19 protein-coding genes and 1 pseudogene are annotated in these 21,057 nt (G+C 29.4%); 5 read left to right on the top strand and 15 right to left on the bottom strand.

The genetic code is table 11. From position 1 onward, the window contains the following. Positions 1 to 99: 99 nt before the first annotated feature. The 4 genes and pseudogenes from ACH2CG_RS00725 to ACH2CG_RS00740 form a co-directional block, all read right to left on the bottom strand. Positions 100 to 675: pseudogene (locus ACH2CG_RS00725) on the bottom strand (tRNA-dihydrouridine synthase family protein); the annotation flags it as partial. A 24-nt stretch (positions 676 to 699) separates the two neighbouring features. Further along, a complete protein-coding gene (gene rpe, locus ACH2CG_RS00730; protein WP_395061203.1) occupies positions 700 to 1,362 on the bottom strand; it encodes a ribulose-phosphate 3-epimerase in 663 nt (220 codons plus the stop codon). 346 nt (positions 1,363 to 1,708) lie between these two features. Continuing rightward, positions 1,709 to 2,572 carry an RNA polymerase sigma factor RpoD/SigA gene (locus ACH2CG_RS00735; RefSeq protein ID WP_007137700.1) on the bottom strand — a complete coding sequence of 288 codons (864 nt, stop codon included), beginning with the start codon at positions 2,570 to 2,572 and terminating at the stop codon, positions 1,709 to 1,711. A gap of 81 nt (positions 2,573 to 2,653) precedes the next feature. Then, positions 2,654 to 3,610, bottom strand: coding sequence for a helix-turn-helix domain-containing protein (locus ACH2CG_RS00740; protein ID WP_395061205.1), 957 nt, complete (start codon positions 3,608 to 3,610; stop codon positions 2,654 to 2,656). Between the two features lie 103 nt (positions 3,611 to 3,713). On the opposite strand from ACH2CG_RS00740, the gene ACH2CG_RS00745 reads away from it, so the two are divergent. The 3 genes from ACH2CG_RS00745 to ACH2CG_RS00755 all read left to right on the top strand — a co-directional run bounded on the left by ACH2CG_RS00745 (position 3,714) and on the right by ACH2CG_RS00755 (position 5,754). Then, positions 3,714 to 4,367: an LA_2272 family surface repeat-containing protein gene (locus tag ACH2CG_RS00745; protein WP_395061207.1), complete on the top strand. Its 654-nt coding sequence runs from the start codon at positions 3,714 to 3,716 to the stop codon at positions 4,365 to 4,367. Between the two features lie 3 nt (positions 4,368 to 4,370). Further along, positions 4,371 to 5,024: a hypothetical protein gene (locus ACH2CG_RS00750; protein WP_395061209.1), complete on the top strand. Its 654-nt coding sequence runs from the start codon at positions 4,371 to 4,373 to the stop codon at positions 5,022 to 5,024. Positions 5,025 to 5,148: 124 nt separating this feature from the next. Then, the gene (locus ACH2CG_RS00755; RefSeq protein WP_395061211.1) at positions 5,149 to 5,754 is read left to right on the top strand and encodes a CDP-alcohol phosphatidyltransferase family protein; all 606 of its coding nucleotides are present in this window, start codon (positions 5,149 to 5,151) and stop codon (positions 5,752 to 5,754) included. A gap of 64 nt (positions 5,755 to 5,818) precedes the next feature. On the opposite strand, the gene ACH2CG_RS00760 is transcribed toward ACH2CG_RS00755, so the two are convergent. The 7 genes from ACH2CG_RS00760 to ACH2CG_RS00790 all read right to left on the bottom strand — a co-directional run bounded on the left by ACH2CG_RS00760 (position 5,819) and on the right by ACH2CG_RS00790 (position 16,459). Continuing rightward, on the bottom strand, positions 5,819 to 7,327 hold the full coding sequence (locus tag ACH2CG_RS00760) for a hypothetical protein (protein ID WP_395061213.1): 1,509 nt from the start codon (positions 7,325 to 7,327) through the stop codon (positions 5,819 to 5,821). Then, positions 7,317 to 7,868: an RNA polymerase sigma factor gene (locus tag ACH2CG_RS00765; RefSeq protein WP_395061214.1), complete on the bottom strand. Its 552-nt coding sequence runs from the start codon at positions 7,866 to 7,868 to the stop codon at positions 7,317 to 7,319. The genes ACH2CG_RS00760 and ACH2CG_RS00765 overlap by 11 nt, the downstream gene beginning before the upstream one ends. A gap of 43 nt (positions 7,869 to 7,911) precedes the next feature. After that, positions 7,912 to 9,240, bottom strand: a complete 1,329-nt coding sequence (locus ACH2CG_RS00770) for a hypothetical protein (RefSeq protein WP_395061216.1) — start codon at positions 9,238 to 9,240, stop codon at positions 7,912 to 7,914. Between the two features lie 93 nt (positions 9,241 to 9,333). Beyond that, positions 9,334 to 12,951 (bottom strand): DUF2339 domain-containing protein, encoded by a 3,618-nt coding sequence (locus ACH2CG_RS00775; RefSeq protein ID WP_395061218.1) that lies wholly within the window; start codon positions 12,949 to 12,951, stop codon positions 9,334 to 9,336. A gap of 219 nt (positions 12,952 to 13,170) precedes the next feature. Continuing rightward, complete coding sequence (locus ACH2CG_RS00780; protein WP_395061220.1) at positions 13,171 to 15,369, bottom strand: polyribonucleotide nucleotidyltransferase; 2,199 nt, start codon at positions 15,367 to 15,369, stop codon at positions 13,171 to 13,173. A 179-nt stretch (positions 15,370 to 15,548) separates the two neighbouring features. Continuing rightward, on the bottom strand, positions 15,549 to 15,818 hold the full coding sequence (gene rpsO / locus ACH2CG_RS00785; protein WP_035123529.1) for a 30S ribosomal protein S15: 270 nt from the start codon (positions 15,816 to 15,818) through the stop codon (positions 15,549 to 15,551). 185 nt (positions 15,819 to 16,003) lie between these two features. Continuing rightward, a complete protein-coding gene (locus ACH2CG_RS00790) occupies positions 16,004 to 16,459 on the bottom strand; it encodes a GAF domain-containing protein (protein ID WP_395061222.1) in 456 nt (151 codons plus the stop codon). Positions 16,460 to 16,531: 72 nt separating this feature from the next. Here ACH2CG_RS00790 and xrtF point away from each other — a divergent pair, with 72 nt between their 5' ends. Then, a complete protein-coding gene (xrtF, locus tag ACH2CG_RS00795) occupies positions 16,532 to 17,089 on the top strand; it encodes an exosortase family protein XrtF (RefSeq protein ID WP_395061224.1) in 558 nt (185 codons plus the stop codon). Beyond that, positions 17,064 to 17,507 carry an exosortase F system-associated protein gene (locus ACH2CG_RS00800; protein WP_395061226.1) on the top strand — a complete coding sequence of 148 codons (444 nt, stop codon included), beginning with the start codon at positions 17,064 to 17,066 and terminating at the stop codon, positions 17,505 to 17,507. The genes xrtF and ACH2CG_RS00800 overlap by 26 nt, the downstream gene beginning before the upstream one ends. 3 nt (positions 17,508 to 17,510) lie before the next feature. Here the strand turns inward: ACH2CG_RS00800 and ACH2CG_RS00805 are convergent, their stop codons facing one another. From ACH2CG_RS00805 to ACH2CG_RS00820, 4 genes are all read right to left on the bottom strand, one after another. Beyond that, complete coding sequence (locus tag ACH2CG_RS00805; RefSeq protein ID WP_395061228.1) at positions 17,511 to 18,164, bottom strand: response regulator; 654 nt, start codon at positions 18,162 to 18,164, stop codon at positions 17,511 to 17,513. A gap of 7 nt (positions 18,165 to 18,171) precedes the next feature. Continuing rightward, positions 18,172 to 18,924 (bottom strand): sensor histidine kinase, encoded by a 753-nt coding sequence (locus ACH2CG_RS00810; RefSeq protein ID WP_395061230.1) that lies wholly within the window; start codon positions 18,922 to 18,924, stop codon positions 18,172 to 18,174. A 617-nt stretch (positions 18,925 to 19,541) separates the two neighbouring features. Then, positions 19,542 to 20,234 carry a hypothetical protein gene (locus ACH2CG_RS00815; RefSeq protein WP_395061232.1) on the bottom strand — a complete coding sequence of 231 codons (693 nt, stop codon included), beginning with the start codon at positions 20,232 to 20,234 and terminating at the stop codon, positions 19,542 to 19,544. Then, complete coding sequence (locus ACH2CG_RS00820) at positions 20,231 to 20,992, bottom strand: hypothetical protein (protein WP_395061233.1); 762 nt, start codon at positions 20,990 to 20,992, stop codon at positions 20,231 to 20,233. The genes ACH2CG_RS00815 and ACH2CG_RS00820 overlap by 4 nt, the downstream gene beginning before the upstream one ends. Between the last annotated feature and the right edge of the window lie 65 nt (positions 20,993 to 21,057).

Below are 21,057 nucleotides of genomic sequence, written 5' to 3' on the forward strand. Positions count from 1 at the left end.
AAAGTTATTCTAAAATTAAGCAGATTTTAAACGAAAAATGCTATTTTTGATACTAACTAAATAACTAACGATGTTGCGTTAGATACTTGAATCCGCCTATAATTTGTGTTTGGTGTTGTCAATACATTTTTGAAAAGCCTCCAAGTGAACACCGCCTTTGTAAAGTTGTTTTCCTATGCGAGCATGAATGGCAATATTTTTAATTGGATACCTATCTAAAATTGGTAAAACCTGAAGAATTTCATCTGTAGTATCATAACCCAATCGCATTTTCATGGAAACGATGATGTCCGATTCGGAATGTACTTTGTCAAGAATGGTATTTATTTTTTCAGAATTACTTATCAATCCAGAACCCATTCCGCATTTGGTAACCATTGGATAGGGACAACCTAAATTCCAATTTAATTCCTTGTAGCCCAATTCTTGAACATATTTTGAAACAAATAAAAATTCATCCGCATCGTTAGTTATTACTTGTGGAATTACTTCTAAAGTATTATTATTTTCAGGAAGCAAATCGCGTTCGTAAGATGACTTAATTACAAGTTTTCCGTTCAAGCGAATGTATGGCGAATAGAAAGTGTCAATGCCACCAAAATATTTGTTTTGGGCATTTCTAAATCTAAAGTCTGTAAATCCTTGTAAAGGTGAAGATAATAAAGTAAAACTCATGAAATTTAATAGTAAAAACCCATGTTAAATAGTGGTTAACTTCTTCAATTCGCTAATTGTCTTTGTTGGATTTTCGGCTTTAAAAACAAAATTTCCAGCTACTAAAACATCGGCGCCAGCTTCAACCAATTGAACTGCGTTTTTACTTGTAACGCCACCATCAATTTCGATAATAGTTGCGGCATTGTTTCTAGTGATGATTTCTTTTAATTGTCTTACTTTTTTATACGTATTTTCAATAAAAGATTGTCCGCCAAAACCAGGATTGACACTCATGATACAAACCATATCGATATCTTTAATCACATCCTCCAACAAACTAACATTTGTATGTGGGTTTAAAGCAACTCCAGCTTTCATTCCTTCGGCTTTGATAGCTTGTAAAGTTCTGTGTAAATGGGTGCAAGCTTCGTAGTGAACGGTCAAAATATTAGAACCTAAATCGGCAAAAGTCTTGATGTATCTGTCTGGATCTACAATCATCAAATGAACATCAATTGTTTTTTTTGCATGTTTAGAAATAGCTTCCAAAACTGGCATTCCAAAAGAAATATTTGGAACAAAAACACCATCCATTATATCAATATGAAACCAATCGGCTTCACTATTGTTAATCATTTCAATGTCGCGTTGTAGATTTGCAAAGTCAGCAGCTAAAACTGATGGTGCAATTAGTGTGTTTTTCATTTATGCTGAATTTATTTCAGCATCTTTAAATGCTGAGATTAGTTATGTTGTTTATGCTGAATTCATTTCAGCATCTGTTGTAATTGCAAAGGTAGATTATATTTAAAGAATCTGAAATGAGTTCAGATTAAAAAACAAAACTCCGGAAACTCGAGTGAAGCGAACAGACTGGAGTTTTGTTTGCCATGCAAAAAACAAAACTCCGGTAATCAGCCGGAGTTTCAATCATCAATCAAAAAACGAACAGTTAATCAGACTGTTGTTTGCTATAAAAAAGTTTCAGGTTTAGAGTTTCAAGTTCTTTTAGAGTGAGCTGAAACTTTAAACCTGTAACCTTAAAAGAATATTATCCTAAGTACGTTTTCAAGATTTTACTTCTTGAAGTATGTTTTAATCTTCGAATTGCTTTTTCTTTAATTTGACGAACACGCTCACGAGTTAAATCAAATGTTTCTCCAATTTCTTCTAAAGTCATTGGATGTTGGTCGCCCAAACCGAAATACAAACGAACTACGTCTGCTTCTCTTGGTGTTAAGGTTTCTAACGAACGTTCAATTTCTGTACGTAATGATTCGTGAATTAATTCTCTATCAGGATTTGGAGATTCACCAGAACGTAAAACGTCGTATAGGTTAGAATCTTCTCCTTCTACAAGAGGCGCATCCATTGATAAGTGACGACCAGAGTTTTTCATTGACTCTTTTACATCATTTACAGTCATGTCTAGTTCTTTTGCAATTTCTTCAGCAGAAGGTGGTCTTTCATTAGATTGCTCTAATAAAGCGTACATTTTGTTGATTTTATTGATAGAACCAATTTTATTTAATGGCAAACGAACAATACGAGATTGTTCTGCCAAAGCTTGAAGAATCGATTGACGAATCCACCAAACGGCATACGAAATGAATTTAAATCCACGAGTTTCATCAAATCGTTGTGCTGCTTTAATTAAACCAAGATTTCCTTCGTTAATTAAATCTGGAAGTGTAAGTCCTTGATTTTGATATTGTTTAGCAACAGAAACCACGAAACGTAAATTAGCTTTTGTCAATTTCTCTAGAGCTTTTTGATCTCCAGCTTTAATCTTTTGAGCCAATTCTACTTCTTCGTCGGCAGTAATCAAATCAACTTTTCCTATTTCTTGTAGGTATTTGTCTAAGGAAGCAGTTTCACGATTGGTTACCTGCTTGGTGATTTTAAGCTGTCTCATTATTTTTTTTCCTTTACTTTAAAGTGTTCAGATTATTATACGTAATGAGTTGCAAAAAAGTTACAAAAAAGGATTTTTATTTTAAAACAATACATCAACTTGATTATTTAAACGTTCCAAATAATAATCTATTTTGCGAATGGCTTTATTGAAAAATAGATTTCTGTCTTTAATTCCCGATTGGTTTAATGGTTTCGAATTGATGATTTGTTGATTGAAAAATTGATGTACGTTTTGACAGCTTTCTGTATTATCTGTAATAAAATAACCCAATAAGGTATAAGGAATAAACATAGTTAATTTTTTATCAGTTTCAATTAACATATTGTTGTTTAGTAATATAAGTTCATTGTAATAGATAAAATAATTGGCTTTATTTGATTTTTCATTAATTAGATTAAGGATTCTTTTTAAATCTTGATATAAAGCAGTTGCACTTTTATAAGTCAATAGACCTGCTTCGTAAAAGTATAAAATCTGCTGTAAACTGCTGTTTATTGTGGTATCGTTCCAAACTTCTTTAACGGTTACTTTTTCATAAATTTTTTTCAATTTTTGCGTATGCTCCATAAACGATTCGTCAATAACAAAATTTTCAAAAGCTGTAGTTTCTTGTTTTGGATTTAATAAAGTTAACCAAACATAGGCCTTAAATTTAGACATAATTGTGCCATCCATAAAATAAAAAAGCGGAATATCCTTGGCTGAATAATATAAAATAGCCTTTTCTGTTGTTGCTAATTGTTCTATTCGTTCTGCCGATTTTTTGAAATAATTGAGCATGTCTTTTAATGAACTAATCTCAATAGTTTTTTCAATAATTACTTTATCATTTTTAGAGAAAAGCGAATCCATAGAAATATTGAAATGATTGCAAAGAACAATTGATTCGTCAATAGAAAATTTGCTTTTGCCCGAAACACGTCGGTGCGCAGCATCATAACTTATACCCAATACAACCGCAATTTCATCATTTAATGAGGTTGATGGTGCGAGTTGTTTTCTAATTTCTTTTAAAAGTAGTTCTTGATTGTTCATAATTTGCGATAATCGCAAATATATAAAATTTAATTATTATTTATCACTAATTTAATTGTGTTATTCGCAATATTTTTGTCTTATAATTTTAAAACTAATAATTATGAAAGCAAGAATTTTATTCCTTTTAATGATGTTTACTTTAAATGGATTTACGCAAAATGACACCAAAACCAAATTTTTTAGTATCACACCAAGGTCAAGTAGAACTTTAAAAGTTAACGGATTGGCGCTAGGATTAGGTTTGAATATGAGTGAAAACAATTCTATTAAAAGTGTAAATGGATTGAATATTGAGATAAATCCGTTATCGATTTTTATTTTAATGTTTGACGATCCAGCAAGAAGAGGTTTTCAAGAGACACCAACTTTACATGTTAATGGCTTAAATATTGGAACTGGTCATTCCAATAGGAACGAAGATATTGCTTATTCTGGGATATCAATTTCTTTATTTAATGCTGGTTATTCGTGCAACGGAATTTCCATAAACGGAATCTATAACTACACAACTAAACTAAACGGACTTCATCTTAGTTTGCTTGCTAACGATTCAAAATTTGCTAACGGAATGTTTGTAGCCTTTAGTAATAACTCGCAACAATTGAACGGAATTCAAATTGGAGTTTTAAATAATTCTCAAAACTTTAAAGGAATTCAAATTGGAATTATCAATAAATGTAAAACTCAAAAAGGATTACAAATTGGTTTTTGGAATAGTAATAACAAAAGGTCGATGCCTTTTTTAAACTGGTAAATCATGAAAAGTGTACTTGTTTTAGCATCGTTTTTATTTTTTGTAAATTCCAATTCACAAGAAATTAGTAGAGACACAACAAGATTTGAACATTTTAAATTTGAAGCCGGTTATCTTATTCCGCTGGGAAATTTAAAATCTAAAATTGAAACTTCACAACAATTTGGATTTTGGTATAGAACTAGAATTGAGCACAACGATTTACTCGATTTTGGGTTTACTATTATTATACCAAAAGTTAATGATAGCTTTGTTTATACTGGTAAAGATTCTGTTTTTAATGTAAAACCAAAAGGAGTTACTGTTCAAACTTCCATTAGAGTTAACAAATTGTATTCGTTGAACTTATTAAATAAAAAGGTTTCTTTAGAATGGAGTTCAACTTTTGGCGCAAGTTTTTTTTCGTTTGAAGATAAAGAAAATCCAGAAGATACAAGTGGCTATTATGCTGATGAGAACGGTCAATATTCTTATCATATAGACACCAACACAAAAGCCTTAACGTGTCTATATGCTGCGCAAGGTGTAAGTTTTACTGGTAAAAATATTGGATTTTCTATTAATTATAATTTCACGCCATACAATTGGTTCACAAAAAGAATCGATAATCATTTTGGGAAAAGCAGTTTGTCGATGGCAATTCATTATAAAATATAAAAATGTTGGAATTATATTGCAATACCGGTTTACGCCGTCTAATTTAATTGAAGTCATGGAATCTAATTTTGGTTCGCATGCTATAGCTTTTGGAATAGTTTATAAACAATAATTTAAATATTTTATGCAAAATAAAACCCCACAACTCTTAATATTATTTAGATTATTATTAGGGCCAACAATGATTTTTTTGACATATAAATTTGGTAATGCAATAAGAACAGAGCTTGTATTATTGCTTTTTTTAGGATTACTATCTGATATTTTTGACGGAATTATAGCACGAAGACTAAGTGTTTCCTCCGAAAAATTAAGGAGAATGGATTCTCAAACCGATTTAGTTTTCTGGCTTTGTGTTAGTTGGTGCGGATGGATTTTAAATCCCGAAATAATTATAAACCACAGATATGCCATTGCAATAATTTTCTTAATGGAAGGATTAACATATATTTTTAGCCTGGCAAAATTTAAAAAAGAAACCTGTACTCATGCAATTTTATCTAAACTTTGGGGCGTTACTTTGCTTGTGGCTTTTATTTCAATGATTGGTTTTGGATGTGCAGGAATTCCGTTTTTCTTAGCAGTTTTCTTTGGAGTAATTGGTCATATAGACGTTTATTTGATAATTTATTTTTTACCAAAATGGACGCATGATGTGCCAAGTTGTTACCACGCTTATCTTATTAAAAAAGGAAAATCAATTAAAAGAAATAGACTATTTAATGGGTAGTTAGTAATAAAAAAAACCTCAATTTTTAAAGTTAAAATTTGAGGTTTAATAACCAACTACAATTTTAAAATTTATAAGTAAAACCAGTTTGAATAGATAAACTATAAGGTTTAGACTCGCTCTTTTCGTTAAAAGTAGAAAAATAATATTTTAGTACCGGATTAAAATCAAGAGAGATTTTGTCAAATAATTTATAGTTAAAAGCCATTCCCACATTATAGGAAAGATTTATTTTTGATATATTTTTTGCCGTACCAATAGCTAAATCTTCATTTTCATTGGATGATAAATAAAGTTTATTTTCGTCTAAAGTTAGCATGCTTATTCCCGAAGTTACCTCGGCACCAAACTTATTTTCTTGCTTTGCTACGGAATAATAAAATGCTAAGGTCAACTCATAATAGGATATTTTTTGAATCAATTCTGCATTAGTAGCGCTCGCGATATAATTGGCAACGGTAAGCGGTGAATTAGAATTATTAAGCTCAATATTTTTATAATTTGGTATAGATCCATTTTGATTAAATTGATAGGCAGTTTTCAAATTAATTTTTGAAAATCCCAAACTCAATCCTAATCTTTGGTATTTAGATTTAAAATAAAACCCATAATAAAACGTAATTGGATGTTTGTTAGTTACGTCTGTCAATCCAGAATTTATCATAGAATTTGCATTTAAAGAACCAAATAATGTTGGTCCATAAAAAACAGATCCATAGTATTCAATGTTTTTTGTCTCCTCTAAATCTGTTGAATCTTTGTGTTGTTCTCTCTTTAAAACTGTTTTTTTCTTAGATTTTAGTGTAGCTTCTGCTTTTTTTACAGAATCATTTTCAACTTTAATACTAGGTTTTTCAATTGTAATTAATTCTTTTGGCTTTTCTAAAGTTGTTTTTTCATTAGGGTTAACAATTGCTATTTTACTTGAGATAATTGTTTTATTTAATTTGTTTTTTATCAATTTTTTTTTATTCTGTTTGCTTTTATTTACATATTTTATTTTTGGTTTATTTTTACTCACTATCTTAGGTTTAACTGTGGTAACTTTTTTTCTTACAACGATTTTGTATTTCTTTACAACTTCATATTCTTCATAATTTTCGTTATAAACAATTGTTTTTTTAGACTCACTTACCAATCTTTCAGTTCTTGTTTGAACTCTTTTTTTAGATTTATTTTGTCCTATTTCGTTTTCTTTTAATGTATTTTTTGTTTCAGAATTGTTTCTAGAAATACCTTTGGTTGCAATTGTTTTTTTGCTTTTTTTAGTGCTATTGGTATTACTTTTAGTTGTGTCAGTTGCTGTTTTCAGATTTTTATCATCAATAGATTTTATTGGGTTCAATTGTTCTTTAAAATCAACGATTTTATCTTGAGAAAATTGATTGTTAAAAAACAAAAACATCATAAGTCCTAGAAGAATTAGTGCTGGAAAAAACCAAAATAACGCTCTTTTTTTCTTTTTTTTATCCAATTCTTTTTCAATTGATCGCCATAAATTAGCACTTGGTATTTTATCCAAATGATCTAATTTTTCTTTAAATGCTGTGCCTATATCTTTTTTATTTTCCATTGCTAGATTGATAATTATGGAATGATTTTTTTGATTTTATTTTTTCTTTCAAAATTAATTTTGCTCTATGTAAATTTGATTTTGAAGTACTTTCAGTAATTGACAGTAGTTCTGATATTTCTTTGTGTGTATAACCATCCAATTCAAATAGGCTAAAAACAAACCTATATTGTTGTGGCAATTCTTGAATTAATGATAGAATATAATCCAAAGAAAAGTCAATTTCATAATCTTCTACTTTTGTATCTTGAGTATAATCATCTCTTATTGGAACTAAAAAATAAGATTGTTTGTATCTATTAATGGCTTTGTTTATTGTAATTCGTTTTATCCAGCCTTCAAATGTTCCGTGTGCTTTATAGTTTTTAATGTTCGAGTAAATTTCTATAAAAGCATCGTGTAGATTGTCCTCAGCTTCAGTTTCATTAGGACAATATTTTAGACATAGCACAAAAAGAGTTTTTTTGTACAAATGGTATAATGCTTCTTGGGCATTTCTATTGTGCTTGATGCAACCTTTTATGAGTTCTTCTTGAGTCAAGAAATGGATGTTTGAGTTAATGTATTAAAGATATACTTGTCAATTAAAATTTTCTTATCGCTCTAGTTTTAATATTGTTCGGATTAGGAATTTTCGATGTTGAAATACTTATTCCATTAGAAAAATTAATAGCTTTAGCATTAGTTCCATCAACTTGTGAAGAACTCCAATATAATGTGTTAGTAAATGAGCCTATTCCCTGTAAATGTAGGTTTTGATAAAGCAATGCAAGTTCGTTTTCTGATGGAACAAACCAATCATTATAGTTGTTTTGTTGCAATAATAATGCTTCTCTACTTGACAAACTTCCATTATTCAAGGCATTACAAACCGCCGGATTAGAATAATAAGTTAATAAACTGTCATGATAATTAGCAATTAATACGCTGTTCAATAAACCACTTCCTATTTGTGAACTTGTATTTTGAATTATTGAACCATAACAACCCCATTCAAAAAAACCTAAATCTGTTGGTGCAACTTCTAGATAGCGCCAACCCAAACTATAACTTCCTTTATCATAAAAAACTAATCCACCGCCTGTACCTGTATCGCCAATTTGATATACTGTAGTGCTTTGACAAGATTTCCTTAAAACAATAGGTTTAGGTGATGATAAGATTTTTATGTCATCGTTTATTAATTGAATTTCTCTATCAATATTTAAATCTAATGCTACTTGCGATGTTCCTTCAAGATTAATATTTAGGTGTAATTTATTGTCAACAAATAGAAAAACCCATGTTCCAGTATAATTTAATCCATTGTAATTAAAATTTAAACTTCCGTTGCCATTAGCTTCAAAGATACCGCTTGCATATTTATTATCACTATTAATTGTGTAAGGTATTTTCCATACACAAGGTGTTTCACTACCAAATAATCCATTGCAATAACTTATAATATCTTCTTTAGAACAACTGTCAATTGCAAGTTTTAATTCGGCATTAGAATTTACAGAAAAAATAGTTCCGTCGGCAAGTGTTGTACTAATTGGATAACTTATACTTATAGATTGATTTGTTGGTAACTGTCCTAAAAACGAACTAAATTGAGTGTCACTAATTAAAATTTGTGTCCCAACTTGCTGTAAATTTGAATCATAAATTAATACTTGAAAAGGATAAATAAAATCAAGACAAACTATTGTTTCAGTTGGATTATCGCCGTCGGTAGTTACTTTTTCTATAAGTTGAAATAATTCAGAATCTCTTGTAATAACATCTTTTAAATCCTTTACCGATGCGTTATCGTCCAAATCACTACAAGAGTTAATTCCGATAAATGTAAATAATAAAACAACTATTAAACTGAAGTTTTTACTCACATTTTTATAATTATTTTTTTTGTGTTGGTGAATCTTCAATTTCATAGCATGATTTTTTTAAAGTTTATATCTAATAGTGTATAAATTTTAAAAAGGTTGCGTCAAAAAAATAAATTGTGTTTAAAAAAAGTTTTATTTTTATTCAAATCGATCTTTATACTTCTTAAACAAACTATTCATAACCAATAAAACAACACCAACACCTAGTAAAACTAATGCTCGAATCAAGAAATCGGCATTCGATAAATCGAAAAACATCAATCGAATTACACAAATTCCAACCAATGAAAGCGATACATATCTAAAGTATTTTTCTTTTAATATGATTCCTAAAATCAATAATCCCAAGGCTTCCAAAATCCAGAAGAAGGTTAGAATTCCTTTGTCGAAGGTTAGGTATAAAAAGCATCCAATACTTAGTGTCGCAGGATAAATCAATAAACTGTTTTTGAGTTTGAAGTTTTCCATCCATTTTGTGGCTAAATAGATGTAAACAGCTAATAAAACGAATATCAATAAATAGACAAATAGGAATTTAGATTGGTAAAAATTGAAACTCAAAAAGCCCAAATGCAAATTGGCCAATAAATAATAAACAATACTAATTTTCTTTTCTTGACTGATTTTTCTGTGATACAAATATAAATTCAAAATAGCTGTTGATGCCCAAAATACAGGAAGCCATTTGTGTTCTAATTGTGAAAACATAATTATCGAAAGCCAAATATTTAATACAATTTGATACTTGATTTTCATCGAATCGATGCTTTCTTTTTTGTTTAAAAGGATTACCAAAAACAAACCTAATGCAACGCTCGAAAGTTGTGTAATCCAATCTATTAGTGTGAAATTATTTAATTTGTCAAAACTATAATAACAAGAAATTACAATGGCTAACAAAGCAATTACTGGAACAAAATGTATTTCGATTTTGATTTTCTCTTTACTTATAAACCAATAATTTAGGAATGCTAATGCCATGAATGATAAAGGCAAATAAGTAATTTCAACCTGAATGAAAAGCAACGCCACTATCCATAAATTCTGAATGTAAGGTAAAGCCGTAATGAAACGTTTTCCTTTTTCATCAGTAGATTTCAATTGCAAATAGGAATATCCAACTGACAATAAAATGGTAACTGTTTGCGTCAAGTAAACTATGGTTTTATCTATTTTATAAATGTTATCCAAGGCTATATAAAGTGTCAAAATTATGCTTCCTATTAAGAATAAAAACGAGTAATTATTAAAACGTTTGAATTCTTCCAACTTTTGAAAAGCTATAAACATTACAATTGCAAATCCAGCGAAATACACCGATAAATAGTCCACTTGAATACATGAAAATCCAAAAAGGATAACATTAAAAAGCAACAATTCAGAATTCAGTAAATTTAAACTAGTCCATTCTTTAGCGGTTTCTTCTGAATTATTTCGGATTCTTTTGGCAAATAATACATAGATTTCAATCGCTGAAACTCCCAAACAAGTCAGTCCGATTTCGGGATTTGTAAAATCAAAGGAATGGTATAAGAACAATAAACTTCCAATTACGGTGAAAAAATAATAGAAAAAGTACAGCAACGTTTGGTTGTCGGTTGTCAAACTGTTTTTCTTGAAATTAATCCATAAAAACTCGTGGTTCAATAGCGCAATTCCAAACAAACTGAAAATTTGAACAATTTGATAATGAGGTAAATATTTGTAAACTAAAATCAGTAGTAAAGCATTGATGCCAACTATTCCGATAAATCGTATTATGAAATCATTTTTGTAGAAATGTTTGATTGTCCAGTTTAAAGCTACAACAAGTATTAATCCTAATGCAAATGTCCAATCGTAATAGGACTTTTCTTCAATTTTGATGATGAAAATTCCAATGAATAATACCAAAACATAAAAGAGTATTCGTCCAATATCAAAGGTTGGATTATCGAATTTTTTTCTCAAAAATGCCCAAATTAATGCAATTACAATTAGAATGTAAACAAATGAATTGTCAATTAAAACTTCATTTGCATTTGTAATCACAAAAACCGAAAATACCATTGCCAAAACACCATTCAAACTCAAACTTTTTTCGCCAAAAAACGAATCTATTTCTGAATATTCTTTTTTAATAGAAGCAATAATCGGAATAGAAATGGCAATTATAAATAAAACAATCGAAGTTGAAAACGAACTAGTAATTTTATTTAAATCCAATGAATTAGAAATCAATAACGCACCAAAAATCACTAATCCAATTCCGAATAAATGATTAATTCCAAGGAAAATTTTGTGCAATAAAGTTTCTTGCGCTTTGTAAACTACGAACAAGCAAACCAGCATCACTAAATATAAAACACAAGCAATAATGTCAATTCCAACTTTCCAATCGTTCAGCATTATGATGCTTAAAGTCAGTAATATAAACGAAACCATTCCGTCTAAATGATACAACCAAAATACTTTCTTTTTTCGAGCTTTCAGTGCAATAAAAAAGCAAATTAATGCGCCGCCAAACAGCACAAAAGTCTTGAATTTACTGCCAGTAGAATGTAAAATTAATCCAGTTGCGAATAAAATCCAATTGGTTAAATGTGTTACAAATCCAGCTTTGTCGAAATGCGTATTTTCATAAACTTTTCGGTATTGCATAAACATACAACTTGCTGCAACGGTTATAATTCCGAGAATCGCAATAATGTTGTCGGTTAAAGTTAATTTTGTGTATTGTGCATTAAACCAAATGTCAAAAATGATAAAAGCAGTAATGACAATTAGTAAATGATATTCCCATTTTTCTTTGTACGATAAGACGATTCCGATTGTTGCAGTAATGGTTGCTAATAGAATTGTTGCCAAACTTTTTTCTGGGATTACACATAAAATCAGCATACTCAAAACAACATGAAGCGATAAAAAAGTTTGTTTTTTGATGATGTAACCTACAAATAAATTGAGTGCAATTCCGAGACCAATCAACGAATAACCAGCAATCGGATTCGAGATAAAAGCCAATGCCGGAATTTGCGACGCACCAAAACATCCAAACAGAAACAAACTTGCGCCAGCACTTCGCAGCCAAAGTCCAGTTGTTGCCCATTTTTCTTTTTTCTGTAAAATATAATAGGAACCAAATAATACTCCTGCGTACAACCACAAAATTAAAATTCTAAATAATGGCGTAACTTTTAACGCGGTGTAAATACTCAAATAACCAATTCCGAGAACCATAATTGCTGTTCCTAGAATTCCAGTCCAATTGTCGGCAAATTGTTTTTCGGCATTTTTCAAGAACTTTGAAAAGGCACTTTCAACATATACTTTTTCTTCAAAAATTACTTGTTTTTCTGCTCGTGGTGGTGCCGATTGACTTTCGTAACTAATTATGGGTTCTTCTTTTGGTTCTAGATTTAAAATTGGCTCGTCAATTTCTGGAATTTCCACAATTGGTGCCGATTGTTTTGGCATTTCTTCATCAGGAATAGGAGTGAAGTAAGGTTTGTATTCTTCAATCTGAACTTGTTTCAGATTCTCATCAATTTCTTCTGGTTTCTCTTGAACTTCTTTTGGATGCTTTTCAATCTGAACTTGTTCCAGATTCTCATCAATTATTTTCTTGATTTCAGCAATTTCTCTTTTTAAAGTTGCAGTTTCCTCACTATATTTTTCGACTATAGATTTTATAAAAGAACTTTCTTTTTTTAAAGTGTAAAAATTATTAAATAGGATGAAAATACAAATTACTAATATAAAAATAATGAACGCCATAATTTTTTTGTTTTGGTATTTTCAAATGTAAGAATTTAATTGTTTTAAGTGAGACTTTTTTATGTTGTGTATAAAGAATTCGATTTTTTGTACATGAAATTATAACGTGTATAAGAAAATGTATTTTTTATACATGAAGATCGAATGTTTATAAATAATTACAAACAAAAAGCCCAACTTAATTTCTCAAGTTGGGCTTTTCTATATTCTAAAAATTAATTATTCCTCTGTTGTTTTAGGAGTAATTTTATTTCCTTCTCTTGGTGCTTGATTTTCGTCTCTTGGAGCACGATTTTCTTCACGAGCTGGTCTTGGTAAAAGTGCTTTTCTAGAAACTTTTTCTTTTCTAGTTTTAGGATCAACTCCTAAATATTTCACTTGAAAAACATCACCCATATTTACAACATCAGCAACATTTTCTGTTCTTTCCCAAGCCAATTCAGATACGTGTAATAAAACTTCGTTTCCTGGAGCATCAGTATATTCAACTACTGCACCAAAATCTAACATTTTAATTACTTTCACTTCATAAGCTTCACCCATTTGTGGTTTGAAAATGATAGAATCGATTTTTGCCAATACAGCTGCAATTCCGTCTGGATCAGTTCCAAGAATTTCTACAACTCCTTGCTCGTCAACTTCGTTAATAACGATAGTACAACCAGTAGCTTTTTGTAATTCTTGAATCACTTTTCCTCCAGGTCCAATTAAGGCACCAATGAAGTTTCCAGGAATTGTACGCATGATAATTTTTGGAGCATGAACTTTAACGTCAGCATTTGGTTTAGCCAATGTTTCAATTAATTTTCCTAAAATATGCAAACGTCCATCACGAGCTTGAGCTAATGCTTGCTCCATGATTTCGTATTTCAATCCGTCAATTTTGATGTCCATTTGACAAGCTGTAATTCCTTCAGAAGTTCCAGTTACTTTGAAATCCATATCTCCTAAATGATCTTCATCACCTAAGATATCAGATAAAACTGCGAAACGATCACCATCAGTAATCAATCCCATTGCAATTCCAGAAACTGGACGAATCATTTGAATACCAGCATCCATTAAGGATAATGTTCCAGCACAAACCGTTGCCATAGAAGATGAACCGTTAGATTCTAATACTTCCGAAACTACACGAATTGTATAAGGACAATCAGCAGGAATCATGTTCTTTAAAGCACGTTGTGCCAAGTTTCCGTGACCAACTTCTCTTCTTGAAGTTCCTCTTAACGGACGAGCTTCTCCTGTAGAAAATGGCGGGAAATTATAATGTAAATAGAATTTTTCTTCTCCTTGTTCTGATGGCGAATCAATTTGGTTAGCTTCTCTAGAAGTTCCTAAAGTTGCAGTTGCCAAAGCTTGCGTTTCTCCACGAGTAAACAATGCCGAACCGTGAACTGATGGTAAATAATCTACTTCACACCAGATGTCTCTGATTTCTGTAGTTTTTCTTCCGTCAAGACGCGTTCCTAAATCTAAAGTTACGTTACGAACTGCTTCTTTGTTGACTTTCTTGAAATATTTAGAAACTAAATCTCCATTTTCTGCCAATTCTTCTTCAGTAAACAACGTTTTTACTTCTTCTTTTACAGCATCAAATGCAGCCGAACGTTCGTGTTTAGCTGAACCTTTACTTGCAATAGCGTAAATTTTATCGTAAGATGCTGCTTTTACTTTTTCGTAAACTGCTTCGTCTTCTCTTTCTCCTTCGTAGGTACGAACTTCTTTTTTACCAAAAGCAGCTTGCAAACGTTCTTGAGCAGCAATTTGATTTTTGATGTGTTCGTGTGCAAATTTAATTGCTTCTACCATTTCTGCTTCTGAAATTTCTTTCATTTCTCCTTCTACCATTGCGATAGAATCTGTTGAAGCTCCAATCATCATGTCGATATCAGACAATTCTAATTGTGCACGACTTGGATTGATGATGAATTTACCGTCAATTCTTCCAACTCTAGCTTCAGAAATTAAAGTTTCAAAAGGAATGTCAGACAATGCAAGTGCTGCCGAAGCTGCTAAACCTGCTAATGCATCTGGCATTACATCTTCGTCATGAGACATCAATTGAATCATAACTTGCACTTCTGCATGATAATCTGATGGGAAAAGCGGACGTAAAACACGGTCAACTAATCTCATTGTTAATACTTCGTTGTCACTTGGACGCGCTTCTCTTTTGAAGAAACCACCAGGAAAACGACCTGCTGCTGCAAATTTTTCTCTGTAATCTACCGTTAACGGTAAAAAGTCGATACCTGGACTTGCTTTTCTTGATGATACAACTGTTCCTAAGATTACAGTTTTACCAATTCTTACTACTACAGATCCGTCAGCTTGTTTTGCCAAACGACCTGTCTCGATTGTGATGTTTCTTCCATCACCTAAATCGATGCTTTCTACAAATAATTGTGGAATCATAATTTTGTTTGTTATTGATTTAACATTGGTTTTAGTCTGCCTGTCGGCGGACACGTGTAGTTGTGTTGTTTGTGTGGCGTAGTTACTGCCTAAAACCCAATGAAAAACCAAACTTTTTTTTTAAAAAGCGTATTGTTATTGTAAAAAAAAAGAGGCGCGTGGGCACCTCTTTTTATGTATTATTTTCTAATACCTAATTCTTTAATTAACTCACGATATTTTACAACATCTTTTTTCTTCAAGTAATCAAGAAGACTTCTTCTTTTTCCTACCAAAAGAACTAACGAGCGCTCTGTGTTATAATCATGACGATTTTTTTTCAAATGCTCAGTTAAGTGAGAGATTCTAAAAGTGAAAAGTGCTACTTGACCTTCTGTTGAACCTGTGTTTTCAGCTTTTCCTCCGTGTTTAGCGAAAATTTCAGCTTTTGTTTCTTTAGATAAATACATTCCAATATTATTTTAAATGATTATTATGTATGAATAGAGGTTTTCTCAATTCGAGTGCAAAAATACACTTTATTTTTTAAATACCAAATCTGAAATTAAATTCAAATGGTAAAATCCCAAATACCAAAGGTGTTTTTAAAGTAAAGTCAATAAATAGACTGTAAATGTTGGAATTTGGAATTTCTTTAAAAAAGCTTTGCAACTTCTTGATTTACAAATTCTAAAAAACGTTCGTCAGCTTCTGTAAATGGGTCAATTACATGACTATCAATATCTATTTGCCCAATATTAATTCCGTTTACAAATAACGGAACAACAATTTCTGATTTAACTGTAAAACTACAAGCGATGTAATTGTCTTGAGCCGCAACATCTGGAACTACAAAATTTGCGTTCGATTCGGCAACTTGACCGCAGATTCCTTTTCCAAACGGAATTACAGTATGATCTGTTTCTGCGCCAACATAAGGTCCAAGATGTAATGTATTGTTTTCATGATTGGCAAAGTAAAATCCTACCCAATTATAATATTCGATGTTGTCAGATAAAAACTGGCATAGGTTTTTTAATTTTTCATCTCGACTTAATTTTTCGTCTGAAAGAATCAAAATTACTTGTGGTTGTAAACTATCAAAATTCATATTCTAATTTTTTTTACAAAAGTAACCATTGCAATTTCTTACTTTTACCTAAAATTTGTTAAAAATTATATTTTGAAAGAATATCTTATCCAATTTAAACCTTTTCTGCTTTTCTTGACCAAATTTTTCGTTACCTATTTGGTCTTGACTTTTATTTATCAAAGTTATCTCAATCAATTTGACGAGAAAAAATTTGAGGTTGATGGATTTACTCAAATTGTTGCCAAGCAATCTAAAGTAGTTTTATCACTATTCGATTCACAGTCTTATACAATGCCAAATTATAAAGAACCAAGTGTAAAATTATTTTATCATACACAATGGGTAGCACGCATTGTAGAAGGATGTAACGCATTGAGCGTGATCATTCTTTTTGTCAGTTTTGTAATTGCTTTTACAGGAAAATTTAAACAAACATTTCTCTTTATTATCTCAGGAAGTTTGCTTGTTCATATCTTTAATGTTTTAAGAATTGCATTACTTTGTATGGCTATATTTCATTATCCGCAGTATGAACATGTGCTTCACGGTGTAATTTTTCCGTTATTTATTTATGGAATTGTATTTTTACTTTGGGTTATTTGGGTTAACAACTATTCATCTTATGCTAAAAAATCTACTAAAAAATAAAACAAATTTAGTCTTTATATTTGTAATTCTCTTGTCTTTAGTGGCAATTAGAATGTATGAAGATGTCATTTTTTATGATCCTTTTTTGGATTATTTCAAGACTAATTTCACAAGTTTACCTTTACCAAACTATGATGCAGTGAAATTATTCTTCAGTTTAGGGTTCCGATTTTATCTCAATTCGATGTTGTCTCTTGGCTTGTTATATCTGTTATTTAGAGACTCTAAAATCATTAAATTTTCTACTTTTTTGTATGTCTTCTTTGGAAGTATTTTAATGGTAGCTTTCTTTTTTATGCTCAAAGTTAGCGGTACCGAAAATAAAATGGCGTTGTTCTACATAAGAAGATTTATTATTCAGCCAATTTTTGTAATACTCTTTATTCCTGCATTTTATTATCAGAAGAAGATAAAATAGTTATTACAAAAAAGGTTCTGTTAATTTATTTTTGAATGAAAATAATACTAATCCTACTTTGGATTTAATGTTGAATTTTTCAAATAGATTAGTTCGATATCCATCAATAGATTTTACAGAAACGCCTATTAATTCAGCCATTTGTTCATAGGTGTATTCGTTTTCATTGCATACTAATTTTAGAAATTCTAACTCGCGACTTGTAAGAGAGATGGCAGATTTATTGGCGTCTTTAATTTCGTAATTTTTAATTCTTTTTAAAATTTCAGAAACGTTATTGTATCCAATTTTTACAATGTTTTCGAGAGCAAATTTCAAATCGTGAGCTGAGCAATTTTTGTTTAAAAAACCTCGTGCTCCATAGTTATAAGCATCATTGATTATTGACTCATCAAAATGTTGCGTTAATAATAACACTCGATATTCGTCAGGTAAAGTTTCTAGGTGTTTTAATACATCAATTCCAGTCATTTTAGGCATCGAATAATCTAAAATATATACATCGATTTTATCTTCTTGAGGTAATGATGCAATAAATTGTTGTCCGTTTTCAAATTCTGATACAACTGTAAATCCGCCAAGTTTTTCTAATAAATCTTTTAAACCTTGCCTTACAATGGCATGGTCGTCTATAATTGAGAGTAAAATGTTATTCATTACTAGGTTAGTTTTCTTTCAATGTTAGTTGCGTTCCTTGATTTTTATTGGATTTTATTTCGATAGAATAATCAATTATTTCGGCACGTTTATAAAGATTAAATAACCCAAGTGATTTTTTTTTCAATGCACTTTCCACATCAAAACCAATTCCGTTATCGATTATTTTCATTACAAAATTAGGATCAAAATCAATATGAATTTCAATCTTGGTTGCATTAGAATGTTTGATGGTATTGGTTATTGTTTCTTGAAAAATTCTAAAAATAATAATTTTTTGGGTATCGTTAATAATTTTATCAGAATGAAAATAATCAAAAATCACTTGTGTGTCTTTGTATTTTTTAATGCGTTCAACTTCTTCATTAATCGCTTTAATCAAGTCATTTTTATTGATAACATGATGATTCATAGAATGGCTTAATTCTCTAATAGATTGTGATACTTTGGATACTGAATCACTCAATTTATTTAAGTCATCGAGAGGTCGATGTGCATCAATTTTAATTTTTTCTAATTGAAAATTAATAAAAGTAAGTTGTTGGCCGATATCATCGTGTAAATCTTGGGAGATATTGTTAAAAACTTGTTCTTGGGTTTCAATAATAGTCAGATTTAATGTTTTTTGAAATTCAATTTCTTTAAGATTGTGTTCTTTTATTTTCTTGATGAATAGTTTTATTAAAATCACACAAAAAAGCACTACTAAACTTATGAATAATAGACTAATGATGATGCCTAGTGCAATGTCATAAATCATAATTTACTTTGTTCTATGGTCATTAAAAATATAAAGATTTATTAATCCGTAATAAACTATGTTAGCTAAATTTCCTAGAAATGAATATAAAATTAACTTATCAAAAACTGTAAATAAAAGAATTTTTTTATTGTTAAAAGCAAACATAAAACTGAAAAATAAAAAAAAAATGACAGGTATAATAGATAATAAAAATTCATTCTTTTGAAAAAAAGTTAAATCTTCTTGCTTTATTTTTTTTATAATTTCAAAAATAAATAATCCAATATAAATTATAGATCCAATAATAAAAGTGTAGGTATTAAAAGAGTTGTAACCTTGGCCTATCAATAAATTGAATAAACTAATTATTAAAAATGAAAGTAGTAATAGCAAAATTATTTTTTGTCTTTGAAAAATAATATAAATTATATTCAACCAAATAATGGTACTGAAAATGATATAAATTGTTGCATTTAAACTTATTTTATAATTTTGATTTAATAAGAAATAAGATAAAATTTCGTTTACAACGCTTATAAAAAGCAATATAGTTAAAAATAAATTTATTTTAATTTTATTGTTTAATCTTAATAAAGCATGCAATAAAGTAACTAGAATTAAAATTTTTATAAATGTCATGACAATAATTTAGCTAAATCTTTTAAAAACTTTAAATAACCTGGAATTACAATCATTGGCATGTCAGAAATATCATAATAACCACCTACTTTTAGTCCTTCTATTTTAAAAACTACTACAACATCATTATTTTGATTTAATGCTTTGTAAAATTTAACTTTTGTATTTGCATTAATATCACTTTTGTGATTTTCATATATACTTTTAAATAATGGTATAGAATAGCAAGATGGTTTTTCTGTAAAACTTTTAGTAGTTGTTAATGAAACATCATTAATAAGATTTGCACTATAATAAAAGCTTATATATTTTTCGTAACAAATATCTTTTATTTCAGTTTCTATATCACTCCATTTCACTTCATTGTAATATTTTGAATTTGTTAGGTCAATATTTGAACCCCAAAAACGGTAAATCATATTTTCGTAATTCGAATTATTGATAGTATGAAATCCTTCAATTTTTTTTGACAAATTAACATTTTTTGGGTCACAAATTATAGAACCACAACTTTGTAGAATTTTGCTCAACTCTATATTATCTATTTTAGTTCCATTAGTAACAACATCTAGTAGTTTAGAGCTACACGAGTTTTTATTTACTGATTTATCTTCTTTGGTATTAAAAAGTTTTGTTCCTATAAATAGTCCTATAATAAATATTAGAATTAAAAGTAAAATTTTTTTCATTTAACTTTAGTTTTTAGTTTATTCATTTTTACACTCTTTTTATTTTTCATCATATCAAAATTTTGTTTATTTAAATTTTTAATTTTTAATTCGTCATATTTAGTAATTTGAAAAGAGTAGGAGTTGTTTTCTTTTTCTAAATGTGGTGAAACCAGTAAAGGAACATCAGAGATATTATGAAAAGACAATCTATTTTCTTGTGGTCCATTAACTTCAATAAGAGAAAAAATTACATAACCATTGTCTAATTGATGAAATTCAAAAAAAACTTTAGGATCTAGAATATTTATTGTTTTATCATAAAAAATGCTTCTAAAAAAAGCTACAGAATAACAAGATGGGCTTTTTACAAAGTTATCAATTAACTTAAGCCCTAATTTACCATTACTATCAACTTGAAAAGCAACATATTTTTCATAATCACCATATTTAGATAGCATTTTGTTCAAATCTAGCCAATGAATTTTTAATATTTTATCATTTGCAGAATTTTTTAATTCATTTTCAAATTTTACTTTATTAATTAAATGTTGTCCATAAACGAGTTTGTAAAATTCTTCCTTTTCGCATACATTATCTGAATTAATCTTTAACCATTGCGCTTGTTTATCAGATTCACTCGTATCTATTTTTTTATACTCTTCAATACTTATGCATTTTTGAAGTACTATATTTTCGTTATTAATGATATTATTTTCAGAATATTTAAATCCAAATAATAAAAAAGTTGAAATAAAAAATAAGGAGATTGTTTTCATAATTTTCTAATTTTTAAAGTTTCAACAAATCTCAAAATTTTTTAATACAATCTAAATAGGAAAAA

Source organism: Flavobacterium sp., from assembly GCF_043778725.1.
Taxonomy (GTDB): Bacteria; Bacteroidota; Bacteroidia; order Flavobacteriales; family Flavobacteriaceae; genus Flavobacterium.

What these genes read in the sequence shown, in the direction of transcription:
- rpsO (WP_035123529.1), bottom strand. Translation starts at nt 15,818, where the DNA reads ATGTATTTATCTAAAGAAACAAAAGCTGAAATTTTCGCTAAACACGGA.
- ACH2CG_RS00780 (WP_395061220.1), bottom strand. Translation starts at nt 15,369, where the DNA reads ATGATTCCACAATTATTTGTAGAAAGCATCGATTTAGGTGATGGAAGA.
- ACH2CG_RS00750 (WP_395061209.1), top strand. Translation starts at nt 4,371, where the DNA reads ATGAAAAGTGTACTTGTTTTAGCATCGTTTTTATTTTTTGTAAATTCC.
- ACH2CG_RS00815 (WP_395061232.1), bottom strand. Translation starts at nt 20,234, where the DNA reads ATGAAAAAAATTTTACTTTTAATTCTAATATTTATTATAGGACTATTT.
- ACH2CG_RS00820 (WP_395061233.1), bottom strand. Translation starts at nt 20,992, where the DNA reads ATGAAAACAATCTCCTTATTTTTTATTTCAACTTTTTTATTATTTGGA.
- ACH2CG_RS00805 (WP_395061228.1), bottom strand. Translation starts at nt 18,164, where the DNA reads ATGAATAACATTTTACTCTCAATTATAGACGACCATGCCATTGTAAGG.
- ACH2CG_RS00735 (WP_007137700.1), bottom strand. Translation starts at nt 2,572, where the DNA reads ATGAGACAGCTTAAAATCACCAAGCAGGTAACCAATCGTGAAACTGCT.
- ACH2CG_RS00790 (WP_395061222.1), bottom strand. Translation starts at nt 16,459, where the DNA reads ATGAATTTTGATAGTTTACAACCACAAGTAATTTTGATTCTTTCAGAC.
- ACH2CG_RS00800 (WP_395061226.1), top strand. Translation starts at nt 17,064, where the DNA reads ATGCTAAAAAATCTACTAAAAAATAAAACAAATTTAGTCTTTATATTT.
- ACH2CG_RS00760 (WP_395061213.1), bottom strand. Translation starts at nt 7,327, where the DNA reads ATGGAAAATAAAAAAGATATAGGCACAGCATTTAAAGAAAAATTAGAT.
- ACH2CG_RS00770 (WP_395061216.1), bottom strand. Translation starts at nt 9,240, where the DNA reads ATGAAATTGAAGATTCACCAACACAAAAAAAATAATTATAAAAATGTG.
- ACH2CG_RS00740 (WP_395061205.1), bottom strand. Translation starts at nt 3,610, where the DNA reads ATGAACAATCAAGAACTACTTTTAAAAGAAATTAGAAAACAACTCGCA.
- rpe (WP_395061203.1), bottom strand. Translation starts at nt 1,362, where the DNA reads ATGAAAAACACACTAATTGCACCATCAGTTTTAGCTGCTGACTTTGCA.
- ACH2CG_RS00755 (WP_395061211.1), top strand. Translation starts at nt 5,149, where the DNA reads ATGCAAAATAAAACCCCACAACTCTTAATATTATTTAGATTATTATTA.
- ACH2CG_RS00775 (WP_395061218.1), bottom strand. Translation starts at nt 12,951, where the DNA reads ATGGCGTTCATTATTTTTATATTAGTAATTTGTATTTTCATCCTATTT.
- ACH2CG_RS00810 (WP_395061230.1), bottom strand. Translation starts at nt 18,924, where the DNA reads ATGATTTATGACATTGCACTAGGCATCATCATTAGTCTATTATTCATA.
- ACH2CG_RS00745 (WP_395061207.1), top strand. Translation starts at nt 3,714, where the DNA reads ATGAAAGCAAGAATTTTATTCCTTTTAATGATGTTTACTTTAAATGGA.